The 18,207-nt window shown below is 65.4% G+C and carries 16 protein-coding genes and 1 tRNA gene; 8 read left to right on the plus strand and 9 right to left on the minus strand.

The genetic code is table 11. The features are described 5' to 3' along the window. The first annotated feature begins 51 nt into the window (after positions 1-51). The 7 genes from EO094_RS06020 (at position 52) to EO094_RS06050 (ending at position 6,408) form a co-directional block, all read left to right on the plus strand. Complete coding sequence (locus EO094_RS06020) at positions 52-648, plus strand: nicotinate-nucleotide adenylyltransferase (protein ID WP_342772733.1); 597 nt, start codon at positions 52-54, stop codon at positions 646-648. Positions 649-875: 227 nt separating this feature from the next. Next, the gene (gene rsfS, locus EO094_RS06025) at positions 876-1,262 is read left to right on the plus strand and encodes a ribosome silencing factor (protein WP_092810605.1); all 387 of its coding nucleotides are present in this window, start codon (positions 876-878) and stop codon (positions 1,260-1,262) included. Positions 1,263-1,281: 19 nt separating this feature from the next. Continuing rightward, positions 1,282-1,761 carry a 23S rRNA (pseudouridine(1915)-N(3))-methyltransferase RlmH gene (gene rlmH / locus EO094_RS06030; protein WP_128291339.1) on the plus strand — a complete coding sequence of 160 codons (480 nt, stop codon included), beginning with the start codon at positions 1,282-1,284 and terminating at the stop codon, positions 1,759-1,761. A 131-nt stretch (positions 1,762-1,892) separates the two neighbouring features. After that, positions 1,893-3,290 carry a murein hydrolase activator EnvC family protein gene (locus EO094_RS06035; protein WP_205649831.1) on the plus strand — a complete coding sequence of 466 codons (1,398 nt, stop codon included), beginning with the start codon at positions 1,893-1,895 and terminating at the stop codon, positions 3,288-3,290. Further along, positions 3,287-4,615 carry a S41 family peptidase gene (locus tag EO094_RS06040; RefSeq protein ID WP_128291340.1) on the plus strand — a complete coding sequence of 443 codons (1,329 nt, stop codon included), beginning with the start codon at positions 3,287-3,289 and terminating at the stop codon, positions 4,613-4,615. The genes EO094_RS06035 and EO094_RS06040 overlap by 4 nt, the downstream gene beginning before the upstream one ends. A 51-nt stretch (positions 4,616-4,666) precedes the next feature. Beyond that, the gene (locus EO094_RS06045; RefSeq protein ID WP_128291341.1) at positions 4,667-5,884 is read left to right on the plus strand and encodes a divergent polysaccharide deacetylase family protein; all 1,218 of its coding nucleotides are present in this window, start codon (positions 4,667-4,669) and stop codon (positions 5,882-5,884) included. Further along, entirely contained in the window at positions 5,881-6,408 is a 528-nt protein-coding gene (locus tag EO094_RS06050) for an RNA pyrophosphohydrolase (RefSeq protein WP_246008373.1), read from the plus strand. Before EO094_RS06045 ends, EO094_RS06050 begins: the two co-directional genes overlap by 4 nt. 111 nt (positions 6,409-6,519) lie before the next feature. Here the strand turns inward: EO094_RS06050 and EO094_RS06055 are convergent, their stop codons facing one another. The 7 genes from EO094_RS06055 to EO094_RS06085 form a co-directional block, all read right to left on the minus strand. Then, positions 6,520-7,971, minus strand: coding sequence for a M48 family metalloprotease (locus EO094_RS06055; protein ID WP_128291342.1), 1,452 nt, complete (start codon positions 7,969-7,971; stop codon positions 6,520-6,522). A gap of 76 nt (positions 7,972-8,047) precedes the next feature. Continuing rightward, the gene (locus tag EO094_RS06060) at positions 8,048-8,734 is read right to left on the minus strand and encodes a thermonuclease family protein (RefSeq protein ID WP_164879566.1); all 687 of its coding nucleotides are present in this window, start codon (positions 8,732-8,734) and stop codon (positions 8,048-8,050) included. A gap of 113 nt (positions 8,735-8,847) precedes the next feature. Then, on the minus strand, positions 8,848-9,054 hold the full coding sequence (locus EO094_RS06065) for a hypothetical protein (protein ID WP_128291344.1): 207 nt from the start codon (positions 9,052-9,054) through the stop codon (positions 8,848-8,850). Next, positions 9,051-10,403 (minus strand): amidase, encoded by a 1,353-nt coding sequence (locus tag EO094_RS06070; protein WP_128291345.1) that lies wholly within the window; start codon positions 10,401-10,403, stop codon positions 9,051-9,053. The genes EO094_RS06065 and EO094_RS06070 overlap by 4 nt, the downstream gene beginning before the upstream one ends. An 18-nt stretch (positions 10,404-10,421) precedes the next feature. Beyond that, positions 10,422-11,843 carry a TRAP transporter large permease gene (locus tag EO094_RS06075; RefSeq protein ID WP_128291346.1) on the minus strand — a complete coding sequence of 474 codons (1,422 nt, stop codon included), beginning with the start codon at positions 11,841-11,843 and terminating at the stop codon, positions 10,422-10,424. Next, positions 11,840-12,562: a TRAP transporter small permease subunit gene (locus EO094_RS06080; protein WP_128291347.1), complete on the minus strand. Its 723-nt coding sequence runs from the start codon at positions 12,560-12,562 to the stop codon at positions 11,840-11,842. Before EO094_RS06080 ends, EO094_RS06075 begins: the two co-directional genes overlap by 4 nt. Positions 12,563-12,632: 70 nt before the next feature. After that, a complete protein-coding gene (locus EO094_RS06085) occupies positions 12,633-13,766 on the minus strand; it encodes a TRAP transporter substrate-binding protein (RefSeq protein ID WP_128291348.1) in 1,134 nt (377 codons plus the stop codon). A gap of 420 nt (positions 13,767-14,186) precedes the next feature. On the opposite strand from EO094_RS06085, the gene EO094_RS06090 reads away from it, so the two are divergent. Next, positions 14,187-14,263, plus strand: a tRNA-Arg gene (locus EO094_RS06090). 59 nt (positions 14,264-14,322) lie between these two features. Here EO094_RS06090 and EO094_RS06095 read toward each other — a convergent pair. Both EO094_RS06095 and EO094_RS06105 read right to left on the minus strand, forming a co-directional pair. Next, positions 14,323-15,234 carry a DMT family transporter gene (locus EO094_RS06095; RefSeq protein WP_128291349.1) on the minus strand — a complete coding sequence of 304 codons (912 nt, stop codon included), beginning with the start codon at positions 15,232-15,234 and terminating at the stop codon, positions 14,323-14,325. Between the two features lie 103 nt (positions 15,235-15,337). Further along, positions 15,338-18,205, minus strand: a complete 2,868-nt coding sequence (locus EO094_RS06105) for a WG repeat-containing protein (protein WP_164879567.1) — start codon at positions 18,203-18,205, stop codon at positions 15,338-15,340. Positions 18,206-18,207: the final 2 nt, after the last annotated feature.

The following is an 18,207-nucleotide window of genomic DNA, read 5'->3' on the forward strand; positions in this document are numbered from 1 at the left end:
GCGCGAGGCGCAACGATCTCCCGTTCGATCCATATCGCCCGCGACAGCCGGATTTACGAGGGCCTCCCGCCGCATGGGCGGGGGCAGCGGATCGGGCTTTATGGCGGCTCGTTCAATCCGCCGCATATCGGGCACCGGCAGGTGGCGCTGCGGGCGCTGCGGCTTTTGCAGCTCGATCAGGTGTGGTGGCTGGTGACGCCGGGCAATCCGTTGAAGGCGCCGCATGGCTTAAAGCCGCTGCGGGAGCGCCTGGAAGCGACGGCGCGGATTGCCAGCCATCCGCGCTTCAAGGTGACGGCGATCGAAAACCGCTGGCACATCCGCTTCACGGCCGATCTCGTGACGCGACTTGCGGCGCGCGAGCCGGCGACGCGCTTCGTCTGGATCATGGGCGGCGACAATCTCCAGAACTTTCATCTGTGGGAAAGCTGGCAGGAGATCGCCGCGAGCGTGCCGATCGCCATCGTCCCGCGGCCGGGGTCTTTGAGCGCGCCGCTGGCCGCGCCGGCAGCGCGGGTTCTCGCACCTTATCGCCAGGGCAACGAATCGGCGGCCTGCCTCGCCGACCTGAGAGCGCCCGCCTTCGTCGTCCTGCCCGGTCCGCGCACGCCGGTTTCGTCGACGGCTTTGCGGGCCGCGAGCGGCTGACTTGCGCTAAGGCTATGCCGGAAAGCGCGATTTTTCGCGTCACATCGTCCATGACAGGCCTCTCCAGGAGAGATTGGACTTGAAACCGTCATGGTGTCGTTTCTATCTTTAAGGGGTGACACAACGTCACCGTAGGCATGTGGCTTACTTTTGGCCCGGCCTATTCACGGCAGGAAGGAAAGAGGATCTTACTCCTGACTACTAGCCAGAGCGAGGCGAGCATTCCGATGTTTGCGCCTCACGCGTCTCATGCCGGCGCCAACCTTATAGCGGCGGATGAGCTGAAAACCGTCCTCTCGAGCCTGGATGATGCGAAGGCCGAGGATGTTGTGACCATCGACATCGCCGGGAAATCCGCTTTGGGGGATCACATGGTGGTCGCCTCGGGGCGCTCGCATCGCCATGTCGGCGCCATCGCCGAAAGGGTGATCAGCGAGCTCAAGGGCCTCGGCCATAACATTCCCCGCGTCGAAGGGCTGCCCCATTGCGACTGGGTGCTGATCGATACCGGGGACGTGATCGTCCATGTCTTCCGTCCGGAAGTTCGCGAGTTCTACAATCTGGAAAAGATGTGGTCGGCGGAGCCCTATGCGGAGCGCCGCGTCCAGGGCTGAGTAGGCCGGGTTACACGCGTTGCAGATCCTTGTTCTCGCGGTCGGCCGGATGAAGGCCGGACCCGAAGCCGACCTTGCGGCCCGCTATCTCGAGCGGGTCGGCAAAGCCGGCCGTTCCGTTGGTATCAGCGGGATCAGCGTGCGCGAAATTGCCGAATCCTCCGCCTCGAGGGCAGACGACCGCAAGGCGGAGGAAGCTGCGAGCCTGAAAAAGCTTGCGGCCGGATACCCGATCGTCGCGCTCGACGAGACGGGCCGCAATCTCTCATCGGAAGATTTCGCCGGGCTCATCGGCGGCGAGGCGGAAAAGGGCGTTTCCGGCCTTTGTCTCGTGATCGGCGGGCCGGACGGGCTCGATCCGGGCCTGCGCCAGGAGGCGATCGCGGCCATTGCCTTCGGGCGGATGACATGGCCGCACAAGCTCGCCCGTGCCATGCTCGCCGAGCAGGTCTACCGGGCCGTCACCATCTTGAGCGGGCATCCTTATCACCGGGCGTGAGGTTTCGCCGTGCATGAGGGGCCGGGGCGTGTGAAAGACGCCTGCGAGAACGCACTTGACCGGACGGGCGTGCGTGGGTGTCTCTCCAAAAGGCGTGGCGCAAGGCCTTGATCGACTGGCATCGTGAGACGGTGACGAATCACTCTCCGACATATCGGGCGCGGATCCTGAGGAACGGCATTCGGGCAGCGGTGCTCGTCTGCGCCGGGCTGCCGCTCGCCTTCGGGCCGAGTTTCGCCACCGAGACGGAGGTGCCGGACGAGGCGGCGGTTACGGACGAAGGTGTGACGGAGGGGGGCATGTCCCTGTCCGCCGAAGCCAGACGCCGGGCGCGGGCGGCCGAGCTCGAAGCGGTGCGGCGTTCGATCGAAGTCTCCAAGAAACGCCAGGAAGCGCTCCGCCGCGAGATTGAGACGGTGGAGGCAGACCGGGCGAAGCTCAGCAGCGAGCTGATTGCGACGGCGCAACGGCTGCGCCGGGCGGAAAACAGCATCCAGGAAACCGAGATCCGGCTCGACCGGCTGCAGGCCAACGAGGACGGGGTGCGGCAGTCGCTGGAAGCGCGGCGCGAAGTTCTGGGCGAAGTGCTTGCGGCCTTGCAGCGCATGGGCGGCACGCCGCCGCCGCCGATCCTGTCTCGGCCGGAGGATGCCTTGAAGGCGATCCGCGGTTCGATCCTCGCCGGCGCCGTTCTGCCGGATATTCGCGTGGAGGCGGAGGCGCTTGCCGCGGATCTCGCCGAGCTCACGCAGCTCAAGGCCCGGATCGAAGAAGAGCACGAGGATCTGAAGAAGCAATATGCGACGCTCGGCGAAGAGCAGACGCGCATCAATCTGTTGATCGAATCGAAGAAAGAGCAGCGCCAGAGAACCGAGGCCGCACTCACCGACGAACAGAAGAAAGCGGCCGCGCTCGCCGAGGATGCGAGCGGGCTCGAAGACCTGATCGGCTCGCTGGAAAAAGAGGTCGAGGCCTCGGCACGGGCCGCCGAAGAGGCGCGACGGGCCGAGGAAGCTGCCCGCAACAAGACGCCCGAAGAGGCGGCGCGCGATCTCCAGGATACGGCGCGCATGGCGCCGGCCGTGGAGTTCGACAAGGCACGCGGGATTTTGCCGCTGCCGGCGGCGGGCCCGATACTGACGCATTTCGGCGAAAAGGACGAATTCGGGGCACATGCCGGGGGAATTTCGATCGCCACACGCCCGGGTGCGCGTGTTGTCTCACCCGCCGATGGCTGGGTCGTCTATGCGGGACCCTTCCGCAGCTACGGGCAGGTCTTGATCCTGAACGTCGGGAGCGGATATCATGTTGTTCTGGCTGGGCTTGAGCGCATAGATGTGGCACTTGGCCAGTTCGTGCTGGCTGGGGAGCCGGTCGCGGTTATGGGTGCGGAGCGGCTTGCAAGCCTTAGTGATATTGACCACACTTCCGCCCAGCCCGTTCTATATGTCGAGTTTCGCAAGGATGGACGGTCGATCGACCCGGATCCGTGGTGGGACCGGCGCGAGCAAAAAGAGGTTCGAGGATGATGCGTAAGATGGGCCTGCTGGCCGCAGGTGCGGTGGTTGGCGCGGTGGCCATGGGCGCTGTCGTGCAAGTCGGACAGACCGGTTCGGCGACGGCCGCTTCCTCTGAAACCTACCGCCAACTCAACCTTTTCGGCGACGTCTTCGAACGCGTGCGCAGCGATTATGTCGAGGAGCCTTCGGAGAAGGATCTGATCGAAGCGGCGATCGACGGCATGCTGACCTCGCTCGATCCGCATTCGAGCTATCTCGATCCGAAGAGCTTCCGCGACATGCAGGTGCAGACGCGCGGCGAATTCGGCGGGCTCGGCATCGAGGTGACGCAGGAGAACGACCTCATCAAGGTCGTGACGCCGATCGAAGATACGCCGGCCGACAAAGCGGGCGTGCGCGCCGGCGACGTGATCACGCATCTCGACGGCGAGCCGATCGCCGGTCTATCGCTGCGTGAGGCCGTCGATCAGATGCGCGGTCCGGTGAATTCCCCGATCACGCTGACGGTCCGCCGCGAGGGCGTCGAGAAGCCGCTCGAGATCAAGATCATCCGCGACATCATTCAGGTGCGCTCGGTGCGCGACCGAGCCGAGGACGATGTCGGCTATATCCGCATCACGCAGTTCAACGAACAGACCGCCGACGGCCTCAACGACGCCTTCAGCGAGCTGAAGAAGGAAATCGGCAAGGACAAGCTCAAGGGCTATATCCTCGATCTGCGCAACAATCCGGGCGGTCTTCTGGATCAGGCGATCGCCGTGTCGGACGACTTCCTCGACAAGGGTGAGATCGTCTCCACGCGCGGCCGCAAGGAAGACGACGTGCAGCGTGCGACGGCGCGGGCCGGCGACAAGGCCGACGGCAAGCCGGTCATCGTTCTCGTCAACGGCGCTTCCGCCTCGGCTTCGGAGATCGTGGCCGGTGCGCTGCAGGACCACCGCCGCGCGACGATCGTCGGCACGCGCTCCTTCGGCAAAGGCTCGGTGCAGACGATCATTCCGCTCGGCCGCAACGGTGCCATCCGGCTGACGACGGCGCGCTACTACACGCCTTCGGGCCGCTCGATCCAGGCCAAGGGCATCGAGCCGGACATCGAGGTCGTGCAGGAGCTGCCGGAAGAGCTGAAGGGCAGCGAGGAAGCGACGGGCGAGGCCAATCTGCGCGGCCATCTGTCGAGCGAGGACGGCGAGGAGGAGAAGGTCTCCGCGGCGTCGGCCTATGTCCCGGCGGACGCCAAGGACGACAAGCAGCTGCAATATGCGCTCGATCTTCTGCGCGGCATCCAGGTCAACAACCGGTTTCCGGCAGACCCGTCCCAGGGTATACCTAACTGACGAATCAGCGGGGCATTTCGCCCCGCTGCATGAGCCAGCCGACGGGAATCGATGGCGGCCGACGAGCTCAATGCACCTTTGAAACGCCCGGCGCGGCCGGCCCGAAAGGGAGTGCTGCGCTGGCTTTTCTATGTCCCGCTGGTTCTCGCCGGCGTGGTGTTCGTCACCGCCTTGATGTGGACGGCGCTCGTCGATGATCCCGATGGCGGGCGCGCCGTCGCGGTTGCCGAAGTGAAGGGGGCCGGACCCGAGACGACCGGCAGCATCGACAAGACGTCCCTCAAGGATGCGCGCCGCCAGGCGCTTGCCGCTCCCGGCTGGGAGACGCAGGCGGGAGCGAGCGCCCCGTCGAATGCGGCCTCTCTCTTCACCGACCCAGCACAGCCTGATCCTGCCGCGTCTTCCGAGCCGCAAACGGATTTCGAGCGCATGCAGGCGGCCTTGCAGCAGGCGCCATCGAGCACTGCCTTCTTCGCCGGCGCGCCGCTTCCGGAATTGCAGGAAAGCTCCGCCTACGGGCCTCTGCCGCGCATCGGCGACGATGGCACGATGCCGCGCGAAGCCTATGCGCGGCCGGCCTATCTGGCGCCCGACCAGCCGCATATCGCCATCGTCGTCGGCGGGCTCGGCATCAGCCAGACGGGCACGCAGCGCGCCATCCGGGCCCTGCCGAGCGACGTCACCTTCGCCTTCGCAGCAACCGGATCGAGCCTCAATCGCTGGGCCGGCGATGCGCGCGCCGACGGCCATGAAATCCTGCTGCAGGCGCCGATGGAGCCTTTCGGCTATCCGAGCACCGATCCGGGGGAGCATACGCTCCTCGTCAGTGCGAAAAGCGGGGCGAATGCCGACAGTCTGGCGTGGATTTTGAGCCGGGCCGGTGGCTATACCGGCATCATGAATTATCTCGGCGGCCGGTTCACGGCCGAGGCGGATGCGATGCGGCCGCTTCTCGCCAATCTCGGCGAGCGCGGCCTTCTTTATGTCGACGACGGCAGTTCGGATCTGAGCGTTGCGGCGCGGCTCGGCCCGTCGCTCGGCACGCCCGTCGTGGTGGCCGACCGGATCATCGACGAGCAAAGGCAGCCGGCCCTGATTGCAAAGGCGCTCGACGATCTGGAGGCGATCGCGCGGCAGAAGGGGCGCGCCGTCGGCGTGGCCTCCGCCTTCCCGTCGACGGTGTCCGCGCTGGCAGAATGGATCCCCGAGGCGGAGGCGCGCGGGATCGCGTTCGTGCCGGTGAGCGCGCTGGCGCAGCAAGAGGAATGAACGAAAAAATGTTGCATGAAACCGGCTTTGCGGAGCCGCTCGAAGGTTATCGTCCGTGCGTGGGCCTGGCCGTCTTCAATGCCGACGGGCTCGTCTTCGTCGGGCGCAGGACGGGCGGCGAGGAGAGTGTCTCCTCTGGCTATGCCTGGCAGATGCCGCAAGGCGGTATCGACCGTGGCGAGACGCCACTGGAGGCGGCCAAACGCGAGCTCTACGAGGAGACGGCGATGCGCTCCGTCACGCTTCTCGCCGAATCGCCCCTCTGGTGGCACTACGATCTGCCGGAAGAACTCTGCCGCTCCGTCTGGAAGGGGCGCTATCGCGGCCAGACGCAGAAATGGTTCGCCTTCCGCTTCGAGGGGAACGAGGCGGAAATCGATATCGGTCCGCATGACGGCCACAAGGCAGAATTCCTGCAATGGAACTGGGAGCGCCTGGAGCGGACGCCGGAACTGATCGTGCCGTTCAAGCGCGACGTCTATGAGCGGGTCGCCTCAGCTTTTGCCGGTTTCGCCGCGGCCTGATCCCCGCAGCCGTCCGGGCTGGACGGCGTCAACCTGAGCGATTTCTGGCTTGAAGCAAGGGACGAAGCTGCCGGGAGACCGGGAGCAGCGCCCGTGCCTCAATCAGGTGCCTCAGTCTGAGATGACCTTGACCATGCGGCCGGCGCCGATGGGTTCGTCGTCGGAGAGGCCGTTCAGGATGCGGAAAAGCTCTTCGCCTCGTTCAACGCCCTTCATGCGGGTGGCGAGGCTCTGCACCGTGTCGCCGGGATTGGTGATGACGAGATCGATCCTGAGCGGGCGCAGGCGCGCGACCTCCGCCGGGTCGAGCCGGTGGAAGCTTGCAAGCGTCTGCGACAAGGCCGCGTCGATGTCGCCGGAACCGCCGCGCTGGGCAAAGATGAAGCGATAGATGGACCTGCCGAGCCGGATCGCGCCGATGCGGAACTGCCAGTCGCCCGCGACGGCCGTGGCGACGGCGGCGGGAAGGCCGTTGACGGTGCGCGGCTCGATCGATCCTTCTTCCAGACCGTTGATCCAGCCGGAGGCGAGATAGGATTCAGGGCTCTGATTTTCAGTGGCCTTCACGCCGTCGAAGCGCATCGCCGTATCGCGGCCGGCAGCGGCGAGAACCGCCTCGCGCGTGTTTTCCAGGCGATATTGCGGGGGCACCTTGAAGCCGATCGCGAGGCGCGGATGCAGGAATTCGCGGCCGCGCACGAAGCCTTCCGAGGGATCGTCGCCGTAGACGAGGCCGTCGATCGCCTTGAGATAGGGAATGCGGCCCTGTTCGCCGACGCCCGGCGCCCCGAACTGACGAGCCGCCTTGACGACGAGCGCGCGCCGCTCAAGCGCCGCCGGATGCGACGACAGGAAGTTCTGCGCATCGTCCTTCTCGCCGCTTGCCGAGCGGAAGGCCGCATAGCGCTGCAATTTGTCGAGGAAGCGGGAGGCCGCGAAGGGGTCGTAGCCGGCGCGGCCGGCGATCTGCACGCCAGTTCTGTCGGCCTCGGCCTCCTGATCGCGGGAGAAGCTCGCAAGCGTCATGCGCGAATTGAGACGCGCGGACTGCCCGGCCTTGGAATCGGAGAGGACGTCTGTTGCGACGCGTTCCACGAGCTCGCTCGTCTGGGCCTTCTGGGCGCGCGCGATGGCGTGCTTCAGGATGACATGCGCCATTTCGTGCGACAGGACGGCGGCAACCTCGGCGCGGTCGTCGGCAAGCGCGAGCAGGCCGCGGGTGACGTAGACATAGCCGCCGGGCAGCGCGAAGGCATTGGCGACGGGCGAGTTCAGAATGGTGACGCGGTAGCTGCGGCCCGGCTCGTCGGAGGCTTCGACGAGGCGTTTGACGATCTGCTCGGTCTCGCGCTGCACGTCGGGATCGCTGTATACGCCGCCATATTGGGCGAGGACGCGCTGATGTTCGCGCGCGCCGATGGCGCTCTCGGCCGGCGACACCGTCGGACCCGGCTGAGGCAAAGCTGCGACCGGCTCGACACGGCCGAGCTGGCTCGGAGACGGTCCCAATTGGCAACCGCCGAGCAAGGCGACGACGAACAGAGAGAGCAACGACCTGCGCATACCAACGCCCATGCGCGTCTTTCGGTCGCAAATCAAGCTCTTGAACATCAGCCTTGGGGACCTCTGTTGCGAAACCTCAGGGGTGTTGCAGCGCGTCCATCATTTCAAGCTGCGAGGACCTTCGCAGAAGAAGCATCGGGCCACCTTTCTCCTCAAGGAAGCCACGCAGACGGACGGTCTTTCCGACAAGGCCCAGAAGTTGCTGTTCCCCGCCGAAGACCGGGACGTCCCGGCCGTCAATCTCCGCCGTGAAATCGTGCGACCAGTCGCGTCCGAAATTCAGATAGGTGCGATAGGGCCGGTTCCCAACAGAAATGATGGTCCCTTCCACTATGCCGTAACGGCCATATTGTGACGAAAGCGCCGCTGCGTCCTTGGCCTTGTGGACAAGGCCCGGGGTTTTCCAGATGCCACGGCCGGCTTTTCGCGCCTCTTCTTCCGCTGCGAAGAGCCGGGATGCGCAGGCCTCACCGAGAGCGTCACCCGCAAAAGGAACTGCGACGGCAAGGCCTTGCCGGAGAAGCTCCTCCTGCAGGAAGACGCTGTCGGTCATGATCCAGGCGGGGATGCGGTTCCAGCGGTCGGGCTTTTGGGAGAGCGGGACCGCCCGGGCGGTTCGAGCGACCAGAAAATCGTTGATTGCGGCGAGCATCGGCTCGTCCGGCAGGCGCTCATCGAGAAGAGAGGGCGGAGCGATGCTGGCGAGCGCGAAACTCTTTGTTGGCGTAACGATGGTGCGCGGCTCTTCGGCGCGAGCGGCCAAAAGACGTTCGCCGCCCGAGAGTTCGCAGGTGTCCGCCCGCGCCGGCAGGGGCGAGGCGACGAGCGATAGGCAGAGAAGGGCGCCGCAGAATTGCGTGCGGCGTGGCCGGAAACTCAGGTGTCGCTCTCGCCTTGCGCGCGCTCCTCGGCCCGCCGCTGCCGCCATGGATGCCCCCAGAAATCATAGGCCGCCATCGCCACCACAACGGCGAGGACGATGACGAGGTCCGGCTCGCGGACCCACCAGGCGATGATGAAGAGGAAGAGAGCGAAACCCGCAAGGGCCACGAAAGCCAGGATCCGGTTGCTCCAATCGGTCATGGGCGGTCCTCCGGCTCCGGCGACGCGGCGACATGATACATCAGCCAGCGCGCGGTGCGCAGGAGGCGCCCTTCCTGACCGCGGGCGCCGACGATCTGGATGCCGAGCGGCATGCCGTTTGCCCCGTTCGCCAGTGGCAGGCTGAGCGCCGGCACGCCGCAGAGCGACCAGATGGTGTTGAAGACGGGATCTCCGGTCGTTGAAAGATCCGCAGGCGCCTCGCCGGGCGCGGCCGGCGTCAGAATGGCGTCGTAGCGGGCAAAGACGCGGTCGAGCCCGGCATTGAGGATGTTGCGCCAGTCGAGAGCGGCAAGATAGTCGACGGCCTTGATCTCGCGGCCTTCTTCGATGGCGTCCTGCATGTGCTGGCTGAGCTGATCCCAGCCGCGCTCGGCCCAGGGGCGGAGATTGCGTGCAAAGCCCGCCATCATCAGACGGCGATGGGCGGGATGGGCGTTGGCGAACGCGGCCGGCAACTCGACCTCGTCGCATTGATCGCCGAGGAGGCTGGCGAGCTCCTGCATGGCGCCCTGCATGTCGGCATCGGCCTGGTCCCAGACGGGCGTTTTTATGAAGGCGAATTGCGGCTTCACCGGAGGCGCGCTCCGCGCCGCCTCGAGAAGCCGGTCGCGGGCGATCGGATGCGTGTCGTGGTCGCCGGCGTCGTAGCCCTGGAGCACCTCGGCGAGGAGGGCCGCATCTTCCACCGAGCGGCCGAAGACGCCGATCGTGTCAAGCGGCTCGGACTGTACGATGAGGCCGGTGCGGGGAATGACGCCGTGGCCCGGCTTGAAGCCGACGACGCCGCAATAAGACGCCGGCCGCAGCATCGAGCCGTTGGTCTGGGTGCCGACCGAGAGCGGCACCATGCCGGCGGCGACGGAGGCGGCAGAGCCGGCCGAAGACCCGCCCGGCGTGCGCGTCGTATCATGCGGATTGCGCGTCTTCGTCGGGGCGAGAAAGGCGAGCTCGGTCGTCGTCGTCTTGCCGAAGAGGATCGCCCCTTCCGCCCGCAGTTTTGCGGCGACGAAGGCATCCTGGCGCGGACGGCGGCCGGCATCGAGCACGGTGCCGTTTTCCTTCGGCATATCGGCGGTGTCGATGATGTCTTTCAAGGCCACCGGCAGGCCGTGCAGGCGGCCGATCGGCTTGCCGGCCTTGCGCCAATCGTCGAGACGCTGCGCCTGGGCGAGGACATGGTCGGCATCGAGAAAGGCGAAGGCTTCGATCTCGCCTTCCTTCTCCGCGACGCGGGCGAGACAGGCCTCCGCCACGGCAAGTGCGCTGATCTCGCCGCGGGCGAGGTGGTCGCGCAACTCGCAGGCATCCAAGGTTCGTTCGGCCGTCATCTCGTTCTCCCCATTCGCTCACCGTCCGTAAACGAGATTCGGCAGCCAGTAGACCACCCCCGGGAAGACGTAGATGAGCGCCATGGCGAGGATGACCATGCCGAGAAAGGGCATGCAACCCTTGAAGATCTCGACGAGCTGCACCTGCGGCGGGGCGATGCCCTTGAGGTAATAGGCCGACATGGCCATCGGCGGGGTGAGGAAGGATGTCTGCAGGTTGAGCGCGACGAGAATGCCGAAGAACAGGGGATCGATGCCGAAATGCGGCAGGAGCGGCAGGAAGATCGGCACGAAGATGATGATGATCTCCGACCATTCGAGCGGCCAGCCGAGCAGGAAGATGATGATCTGGGCGAGGATCAGGAAGACGATCGGCGAGATGTCGAGGCCGGTGACGAAATCGGAGATGACCTGTTCGCCGCCGAGATAGGAAAAGACGGAGGAAAACGTCCACGAGCCGACGAAGAGCCAGCACACCATCGCCGAGGTTCTGACCGTCAGATAGACGGATTCCTGCAGCCGCTGCCAGGTGAGGGCGCGGTAGGCGAGAGCGAGGATGAGGCCGCCGAGGGCGCCGACCGCTGCGGCCTCCGACGGTGTCGCAAGGCCGAAGAGAATGGCGCCGAGCACGGAGAGGATGAGGATCGCCAGCGGAAAGAACGAGGTGATCAGAAGCCACAACAAGGCGAAGCCGGAGACCTGCATCTCTTCGGTTTCGGGCGGGCGTGGCGCGATCTTCGGATTGAGCCAGGCGCGGCCGACGACATAGAGGACGTAGAGGCCGGCGAGCAGCAGCCCCGGCAGGAGCGCGCCGGCATAGAGCCGGACGATCGAGACGCCCGAAGTCGCCGCATAGACGATGAGCATGATCGAGGGCGGGATGAGGATGCCGAGCGTGCCGCCGGCGCAGATGACGCCTGAGGCGAAGCTCGTGTTGTAACGGGCGTTGAGCATCGCCGGGAAGGCCAGCAGCCCCATCAGCGTGACGACGGCGCCGACGATGCCGGTGGCGGTGGCAAAGAGCGCGCAGGTGATGAGGGCGGCGACCGCCATCGAGCCCGGAATGCGTTTGGCCGCGATCTGAAGCGTGGAGAAGAGACGGTCGACGATGTTGGCGCGCTCCACCACGTAGCCCATGAAGAGGAAGAGCGGCACCGCGGTCAAAACGTCGTTCGACATGACCGAATAGGTCTGATTGACGAAGAGATCGAAGATGCGATTGTTGAAGAAGCCGCCGAGCCAGGTTTCGATGCGCGTCCAAAGATCCGCACCGTCGGTGAGGGCACGATCGTAGAGGCGCCATTGCCGGTCGGCGTCGAAATAGGCGTAGTAGCCGAAGCCCACACCGAGCGCCATCAAGGTGAAGGCGATCGGAAAGCCCAGCATGATGGTGAAGATGAAGATGCCGAGCATCGCCACGGCGATTTGCGGGTCGGTCATCTTTCGCCCTTCGTGCCGGGGCTTCCGGGTCGCTCAACGGGCGGCCCGCTATCGTCGCGTTCGTCGCGATGGCGGGGGTGGTCGCGGTGGAAGATGTTACGGGTCTGGCCCGCGGGCAGAACGATGTCGATCGCCTCGCCGCCATGGTGGAGGATGTCGCGCTCATGTTCCTTGATGAGCTGCTCTTCGAGCTCCTCCACATCGCTTTCGTGCTGCGGCCAGGCGCCCCGGCGGATGCACAGAATGCAGCGGAAGACCTGGGCGATGCCCTGCTGGAAGAGCAGGATGCCGGCGGCGACGATGATGAGCTTGAACTGGAAGATCGGCACGTTGGCCGGGCTCATGACGCTCACTTCCATGTAGCGGAGCGAGCGCGAGGCGTATTTCCAGCCGGCGAAGATGAGGGCGAGGATGCCCGGGAAGAAGAACAGGAAATAGAGAACGAGCTCGACGATCGCCTGGGTGCGCGGCCGCCAGAGCCTGTAGACGACGTCGCCGCGCACATGGCCGTCGCGCGACAGGGTGTAGGCGCCGCCCATCATGAAGAGCGCGCCGTACATCATGTAGGAAATGTCGAAGGCCCAGCTCGTCGGGGCGCCGAGCACATAGCGCACGAAGACTTCGTAGCCGACGCCGAACGTCATGACGAGTATCGACCAGGCAAAGGCCTTGCCGAACCACGCGGAGACCCTGTCGGCGAAACGGATATAGGCTTCCATCGGAAAACCGCTCGGGATCGGGCTGGGAAACGGAGGAGGGGCGGGGGCCCAAAACCCCCGCCGAAAGGTCTCAGAAGCCGAGCTTGCCGGGGAAGTAATGCTCGTAGGCGAGCTTGTAATTCGCCTGGTTCATCAGGCTGTAGAAGGCGACGCGCTCCGACCAGGCTTTCTGGCTGTCGACCACCTTGGCGAAGAACTCGTCCTGCATCAGGCCTTCGAGGACGGTGTCCCAGGATTCAAGCTGGGCCGCCATGATGGCGTCCGGCGTGCGCGAGACGGTGACGCCGTCTTCGTTGATGAGGCCCTGCAGATCCTTCGAATACTGATCCATGGCGAGGCCGTAATTGGCGGTGTTCGCCGCCTCCGCCCCGTATTCCAGGATCGCCTGGAGATCGGGATCGAGGGAATCGAAGAGATCCTTGTTGAAGGCGATTTCGAAGAACTCCGCCGCCTGGTGATAGGAGCCGAGCATGTAGTTCTTCGACACATCCTGGGCGCCGAAGCGTCGGTCGGAGGTCGGGTTATTGAACTCGAAGGCCTCGATGACGCCGCGCTCGAGCGCCGGCACGATTTCGCCGCCTGGAAGCTGCGTCACCGACAGGCCCATGCCCTGCATGATGTCCGTGGCAAGGCCCACGGTGCGGTATTTGAGGCCCTTCATCTGATCGGCGGAGGTGATTTCCTCCTTGAACCAGCCGAGCGGCTGGGTCGGCATCGGCAAGGCGAAGAAGCCGACGATGTTGAGGCCCAGAACGTCCTGGACGAGCTCGCGGTAAAGATCCTTGCCGCCACCGAAATGGATCCAGGCCAGAATCTGCGACGCGTCGGCGCCGAAGACCGGGCCGGTGCCGAAGAGCGAGGCGGCCTTGTTCTTACCGTACCAATAGGCGGTCACGGTGTGGGTGGCGTCGATGACGCCGTCGGCAACCGCGTCCTGGACCTGGAAGGCCTGGACCACGGCACCCGCCGGCAGAAGATCGATCTTGAGCCGACCTCCGGACATTGCCTCGACGCGGTCGGCATATTGCTTCGCCATGTCCTGAAAAACGTCCGAGGCGGGCCAGGACGACTGCATCTTCAAGGTTTGCGTGCCCTGGGCGGAGACGATGGCCGGAGCGGCAAGCGCGCCTGCCGCGCTCCCCGCGGCGAGGGTTCCGGCTTTCAAGAAAGATCGGCGCGATACGGGCGTTTTGCTCTCAGACATGTTTCCTCCCGGATGTCGTTTCCGGCTTTTGTCGCCGGTCTTTTGCTTGCCGGCATATCTGAGCCTGGAAAACGTCTGAGTTCAAGTAGAAGTCTTGAGTCGATGTAGAAAGACGGCGTCACAGGGCGGTGAAGGGAGACTTTTAAGAACAAAAATCGCGGGTCTGATTTCTAAGATAACTGACGGTTTCTTTAACTCGTAAAGTGATTGACTTGGGGTGTTGGGTGAGGCGGCGCCTGAGTGCTGCGGGGCGATGTCGACCGATGAGAGGCGTCCGCAGAACTTGCCGGGGCGACAGAGGGGGGCGCGACAGAAGACGAAGGAAGCGGGGCTTGTTCGCTCTTCCTCGAGACGGTAGATAGCAGGAGCTTGGCGCCTGTGCCCGTCGGCCGCGTGTCGGGGCTCGGGTGCGATCGATCAGGCCCCGTAGCTCAGCAGGATAGAGCATCGGATTCCTAATCCGAGGGTCACAGGTTCGAATCCTGTCGGGGTCACCATTTTCTGAGTATTCGGCCCGGAGAAACGGGTGATGGCCTGGTTCCGGCGTGGGCGCCGCTCACCGTCTTTGGCTTTCGGTTTCCTGGCGTAATCCGCGCACCGGCCAGATCTCCAAAATGCCGGCGACGAGGACGAGGGCGCCGCCGATGATTTCGAGGCGCTGCAGCGCTTCGCCGGCGAGCACAGCGGCCGAGGTCGCCCCGACGAGAACCTCCGCCATCAAGAGGATTCCGACACGCGCCGGCTCCAGGCGGACGGTCGCCCACATGAGCGCGGCGATGGAAAGGCCCCACCACAGGCCGCCGCCGGCAAGCGTGACCGCAAGGAGGGAGAGGAGGGTGCGAATGCCGTCCGGCTGCGGCCACGTCTCCAGGACGGGCGCGAGAAGGAGCGCAGTCGCCGCCGCGCCGACGGCGAAGACGAAGGCCGCCTCACGCGGCTGAAGACCCGATTTCGTGCGCATGCCGGTGGTGGCGACCGACCAGAGAATGCCCGCGAGAAGCCCCATCCATTCGCCGGTGCTTTTCGGCATCGGGACACCGCCATCGGCGCCGAGCATCACGACGAGACCGACAAGCCCGACGGCGATGGCGGCGATGCGCATCGGCGGCGTCGGCCAGCCCATGACGTAGCGGCCGATCAGCGTGCTCCAGACGGGCGTCAGGAAGTAAAGAAGGATGACGATCGCCACGCGGCCATAGACGAGGCCGATGGAATAGAGCGCAAAGGCGGCGCCGCCGAGCGCGACCGAGGCGAAAGCGGGGAGGCCGGCACGGGCGATGGCGTGGCGGCGGAAAATGGCTGCGGGAGAGAGAAGAAGAGCCGCGGCGAAGGTGATCGCCAGCGTGCCCCAGGCGCCGGGGAGGCCGAGACCCGATAGCGCGCGGACCGGAAGCCAGTAGAATCCCCACAGGACGCCCGTTGCAAAGACGATGGCGGTGGCCAGAGACGTGGTGCGCTCGCGCTGCATCCGGCCTTCTCTAAAGCGCTTCAAGATCCGGCGGAAGCCGGCCGGTTCTTCGTCTTCTTACATATGCGAGCTGGCGGAGGTGCAAGCACCCCCGCCAGCTGTGTCAGCGGCAGCGCTTGGGGAGACTCTCCGGCCAGAGGCGGCGGTTGTCCGGGCCGTAGAGGACGCGCACGCCGCAGGTTTCGTTGACGCGGGCGAGGGGGCGGCCCTCTCTGTCGATCATCATGGCGTTGGCGCCGGTCGTGACGATCGCCCGGTCGTCGGAGAAGCGCGACGCATCGCGGTAGACGGGCGGGATGAGATAGCGGCCCTCGCTGTCGATATAGCCGTAAAGGCCTTCCTGCGCGGCCGCGTAGGCGAGGCCCTCATCGTCAGGGCGTGAAAGATCGCGGTACCGGCCGATCTCAAGGCGATCGCCGGAACGGTCCATCCAGCCGGGCTTTTCGTTCCGGTTCGGACGATTGAGCGCGACGCCGTTGCGGAAGGAACCGCCGCGGCCCTCGACGCTGAGCGTCTCATCGCCTTGCGCGTCGGCATAGACCGTCCTGTCCTCATCCTCGTTCCAGCCGACGAGCCAGTCGGCGTCCGCGGGCCACGCCCATTGCGCGGTGGGGAGGTCGGCCGTCGTCTCGCCGTCGCGATCGATCAGATGGGCGCCCTCGGCGGTGGCGAAGAGGGCGCGATCGCCGTGGAAGGACGAGCCGACGCCGCGGCGGAGCGGCAGAGCCCATTCGCCTTCGGCTGTCAGATAGCCCGTGGCGGGCCGGCGGATGGTGCGCAGCCAATGCCCGACACGGGCGAATTGCGTCTCGCGGCCATCGATTTCAACGTCGCCGTTCTCCGACAGAAGGAGATGGAGACCGGCCTCGTGGGACAGGACTTCGACACGCCCGTCCGGCCAGGTTGTGACTTGCAGCGAGGGCGTGAACGCCACGATCGTCTCGCCCGCGGCATTCACGATCGCCTTCGGCTTTGTGCTGAATATTTCGTCGGAGGGTTCGTCGCGCACCGCCCAAAGCTTGCCGTTGATGCGCTCGATCTCGGCGTAATCGGGATCGATAATCCAGGCACCGCTCTGGTCGATGACGCCGAGCCGGCCCTCGGCGGTCCTGGCGATCGCCTGTCCCTCGACGAAGTCCTGCACCGTGCGGAAGCGGGCCTCGCCCACCGGCTCCCCGGCCGCGATGTCGTAAAGCCTGAGGAGATCATCGGCCGCGGCCGTCTCCTGATAGGTGACGAGGCCGGGTGAGACGATCTTCAGGCCGAACCCGGAGGGGATGTCGTGGAGTGTGCCGTCGCGGCCGAGCGCCTGGATGTCGCCGTTGCGGGAGGTCAGCGCGTAGCCGTTGTGGAAGCGGCTGATGTGATCCTGTGACGGTTCCAGCAGCACTTTGCCCGTCTCGTCGATCATGCCGACGCCTTCGGCCGTGGCGATGGCGAAGCGGGGTTCGTCGGTCGTGAGCGGCTCGTCCTCCAGGAGGCTTACGTTGCCCCACGATTTGTCGACCACCATGCTGCCATCGGAGAGGAGGAGGCCGGTGCCCTCCTCGTTGCACTGACACCAGGTCTGGCCGAGGATCGCGACCGGTACCGGGCTTTCGCCCTTGTCGACGCGCGGCACGATCTCGACGCCGAAGCCGTCGAGCTTCTCGACCGCTTCGGGCGTGAGGAGGGGTTCAAGGTCGGGACCGAGGATGTTGAGCCTGCCGTCGATGTCGTTCGGCCAGTACCAGCCGCCTTTGATCTCGACGGAATCGATCTGGCCGACCCAGTCATGATCCTTGCGGGAGAGATAATGTCCGTCGCGCGAGATGAGCCCGGCGACGGCGCCGTTTTCGTCCTGCACGAGCAGGAGTTCGTCCTGGATCGTCCGCTCGGCGAGAAAACCCTTTTCGAGAACCACCGGCGCATCCGCCTGAGGCGCGAAGACCTGTGTGCCATCCTCCGCGCGATAGGTGACGAAGGGGCCGAACTGGCCGATCGAGGTGCGGCCCGGCCGGTCGATCTCCGCGAGCGTTTTGCCTGCGCGATTGATGATGAAGACCTCTCCGTCATCACCGGAGGCCCACCAGAGATCGTTGCTGATTTGCCGGATCTCCCGGTATTCGGAGCCGACGACGGTGCCATCGGGCTTGAGGAGCGCCTGATAGGTCGCGCCGCCAGCCGCCGTCCACAATCCGCCGGGCTGCCGCGGTGGGTCGATGTAATCGAAGAGCGGCGGCACCAGAACGTTCAAGTCGCTATCGACGATCCCGAGCGCGCCATGGGTGCGGACGAGGAAGAGGTTCGCCTCCGGAGCGCCGAACCCACCGACGATCTCCAGATCCGGCATCGAGCTGATCTCTTTGCCGTCCGGGCTTTTATAGACCGGGGCATAGGTGGTCTGGACCGGAGCGGGCTCGCCGGACCCGACGGAGAGGGAGGCGAGATGCCCCCCGAGATCGATATCGAGCCGCTTCCCGTCGCGCCCGATCAGCACCCATTCATAGAGTTTCCAGACCGGCGCCACACCGATTTCGGCAAAAGCCTGGGCCTCGCCGAAACCGGGCTCGATCACCCAGTCTCCCGATGTGTCGATGAAGCCCCAATGGCTTCCGTCCCTGGCGGCGGCGAGACCATGCGCGAAGGGCTGCACGGCGTCGAATTTCGGCGGGATCGCGAGCTTGCCGTCGCGATCGACGAAGCCCCATTTGTGATCGCTCAGGCCGTAGCCCTGGCGCTGGCCGGCCGCGATGTCATCGATGTTTCTGTCGGCTCTCGGAAGCTGCACCGCGGCCATGCCTTCGCCGAGCGCCGACATGCAGTCGTTGCTGCGGCTCGGCGTCTGTCCGGAGTTCGGATCCAGCGCGGAGAAGAGGATGGAGCTCCCCATGACGTCGCAGGTTCGCATCTGCGCATGCGCCATCGGTGCGGTGAGGGCGCTCGCGAGGAGGGCGGCGCTAAGTGTCGTCAAGGATGCCGTCTTGCTCATGA

Origin of the sequence: Afifella aestuarii (assembly GCF_004023665.1) — a bacterium.
GTDB lineage: Bacteria > Pseudomonadota > Alphaproteobacteria > Rhizobiales > Afifellaceae > Afifella > Afifella aestuarii.

Bases quoted from the DNA above. Each gene is read 5' to 3' on its own strand.
- rsfS (WP_092810605.1), top strand. From the start codon at position 876: ATGTTTGCGCCTCACGCGTCTCATGCCGGCGCCAACCTTATAGCGGCG.
- EO094_RS06040 (WP_128291340.1), top strand. From the start codon at position 3,287: ATGATGCGTAAGATGGGCCTGCTGGCCGCAGGTGCGGTGGTTGGCGCG.
- EO094_RS06045 (WP_128291341.1), top strand. From the start codon at position 4,667: ATGGCGGCCGACGAGCTCAATGCACCTTTGAAACGCCCGGCGCGGCCG.
- EO094_RS06050 (WP_246008373.1), top strand. From the start codon at position 5,881: ATGAACGAAAAAATGTTGCATGAAACCGGCTTTGCGGAGCCGCTCGAA.
- EO094_RS06055 (WP_128291342.1), bottom strand. From the start codon at position 7,971: ATGCGCAGGTCGTTGCTCTCTCTGTTCGTCGTCGCCTTGCTCGGCGGT.
- EO094_RS06065 (WP_128291344.1), bottom strand. From the start codon at position 9,054: ATGACCGATTGGAGCAACCGGATCCTGGCTTTCGTGGCCCTTGCGGGT.
- EO094_RS06070 (WP_128291345.1), bottom strand. From the start codon at position 10,403: ATGACGGCCGAACGAACCTTGGATGCCTGCGAGTTGCGCGACCACCTC.
- EO094_RS06075 (WP_128291346.1), bottom strand. From the start codon at position 11,843: ATGACCGACCCGCAAATCGCCGTGGCGATGCTCGGCATCTTCATCTTC.
- EO094_RS06080 (WP_128291347.1), bottom strand. From the start codon at position 12,562: ATGGAAGCCTATATCCGTTTCGCCGACAGGGTCTCCGCGTGGTTCGGC.
- EO094_RS06085 (WP_128291348.1), bottom strand. From the start codon at position 13,766: ATGTCTGAGAGCAAAACGCCCGTATCGCGCCGATCTTTCTTGAAAGCC.
- EO094_RS06095 (WP_128291349.1), bottom strand. From the start codon at position 15,234: ATGCAGCGCGAGCGCACCACGTCTCTGGCCACCGCCATCGTCTTTGCA.
- EO094_RS06105 (WP_164879567.1), bottom strand. From the start codon at position 18,205: ATGAGCAAGACGGCATCCTTGACGACACTTAGCGCCGCCCTCCTCGCG.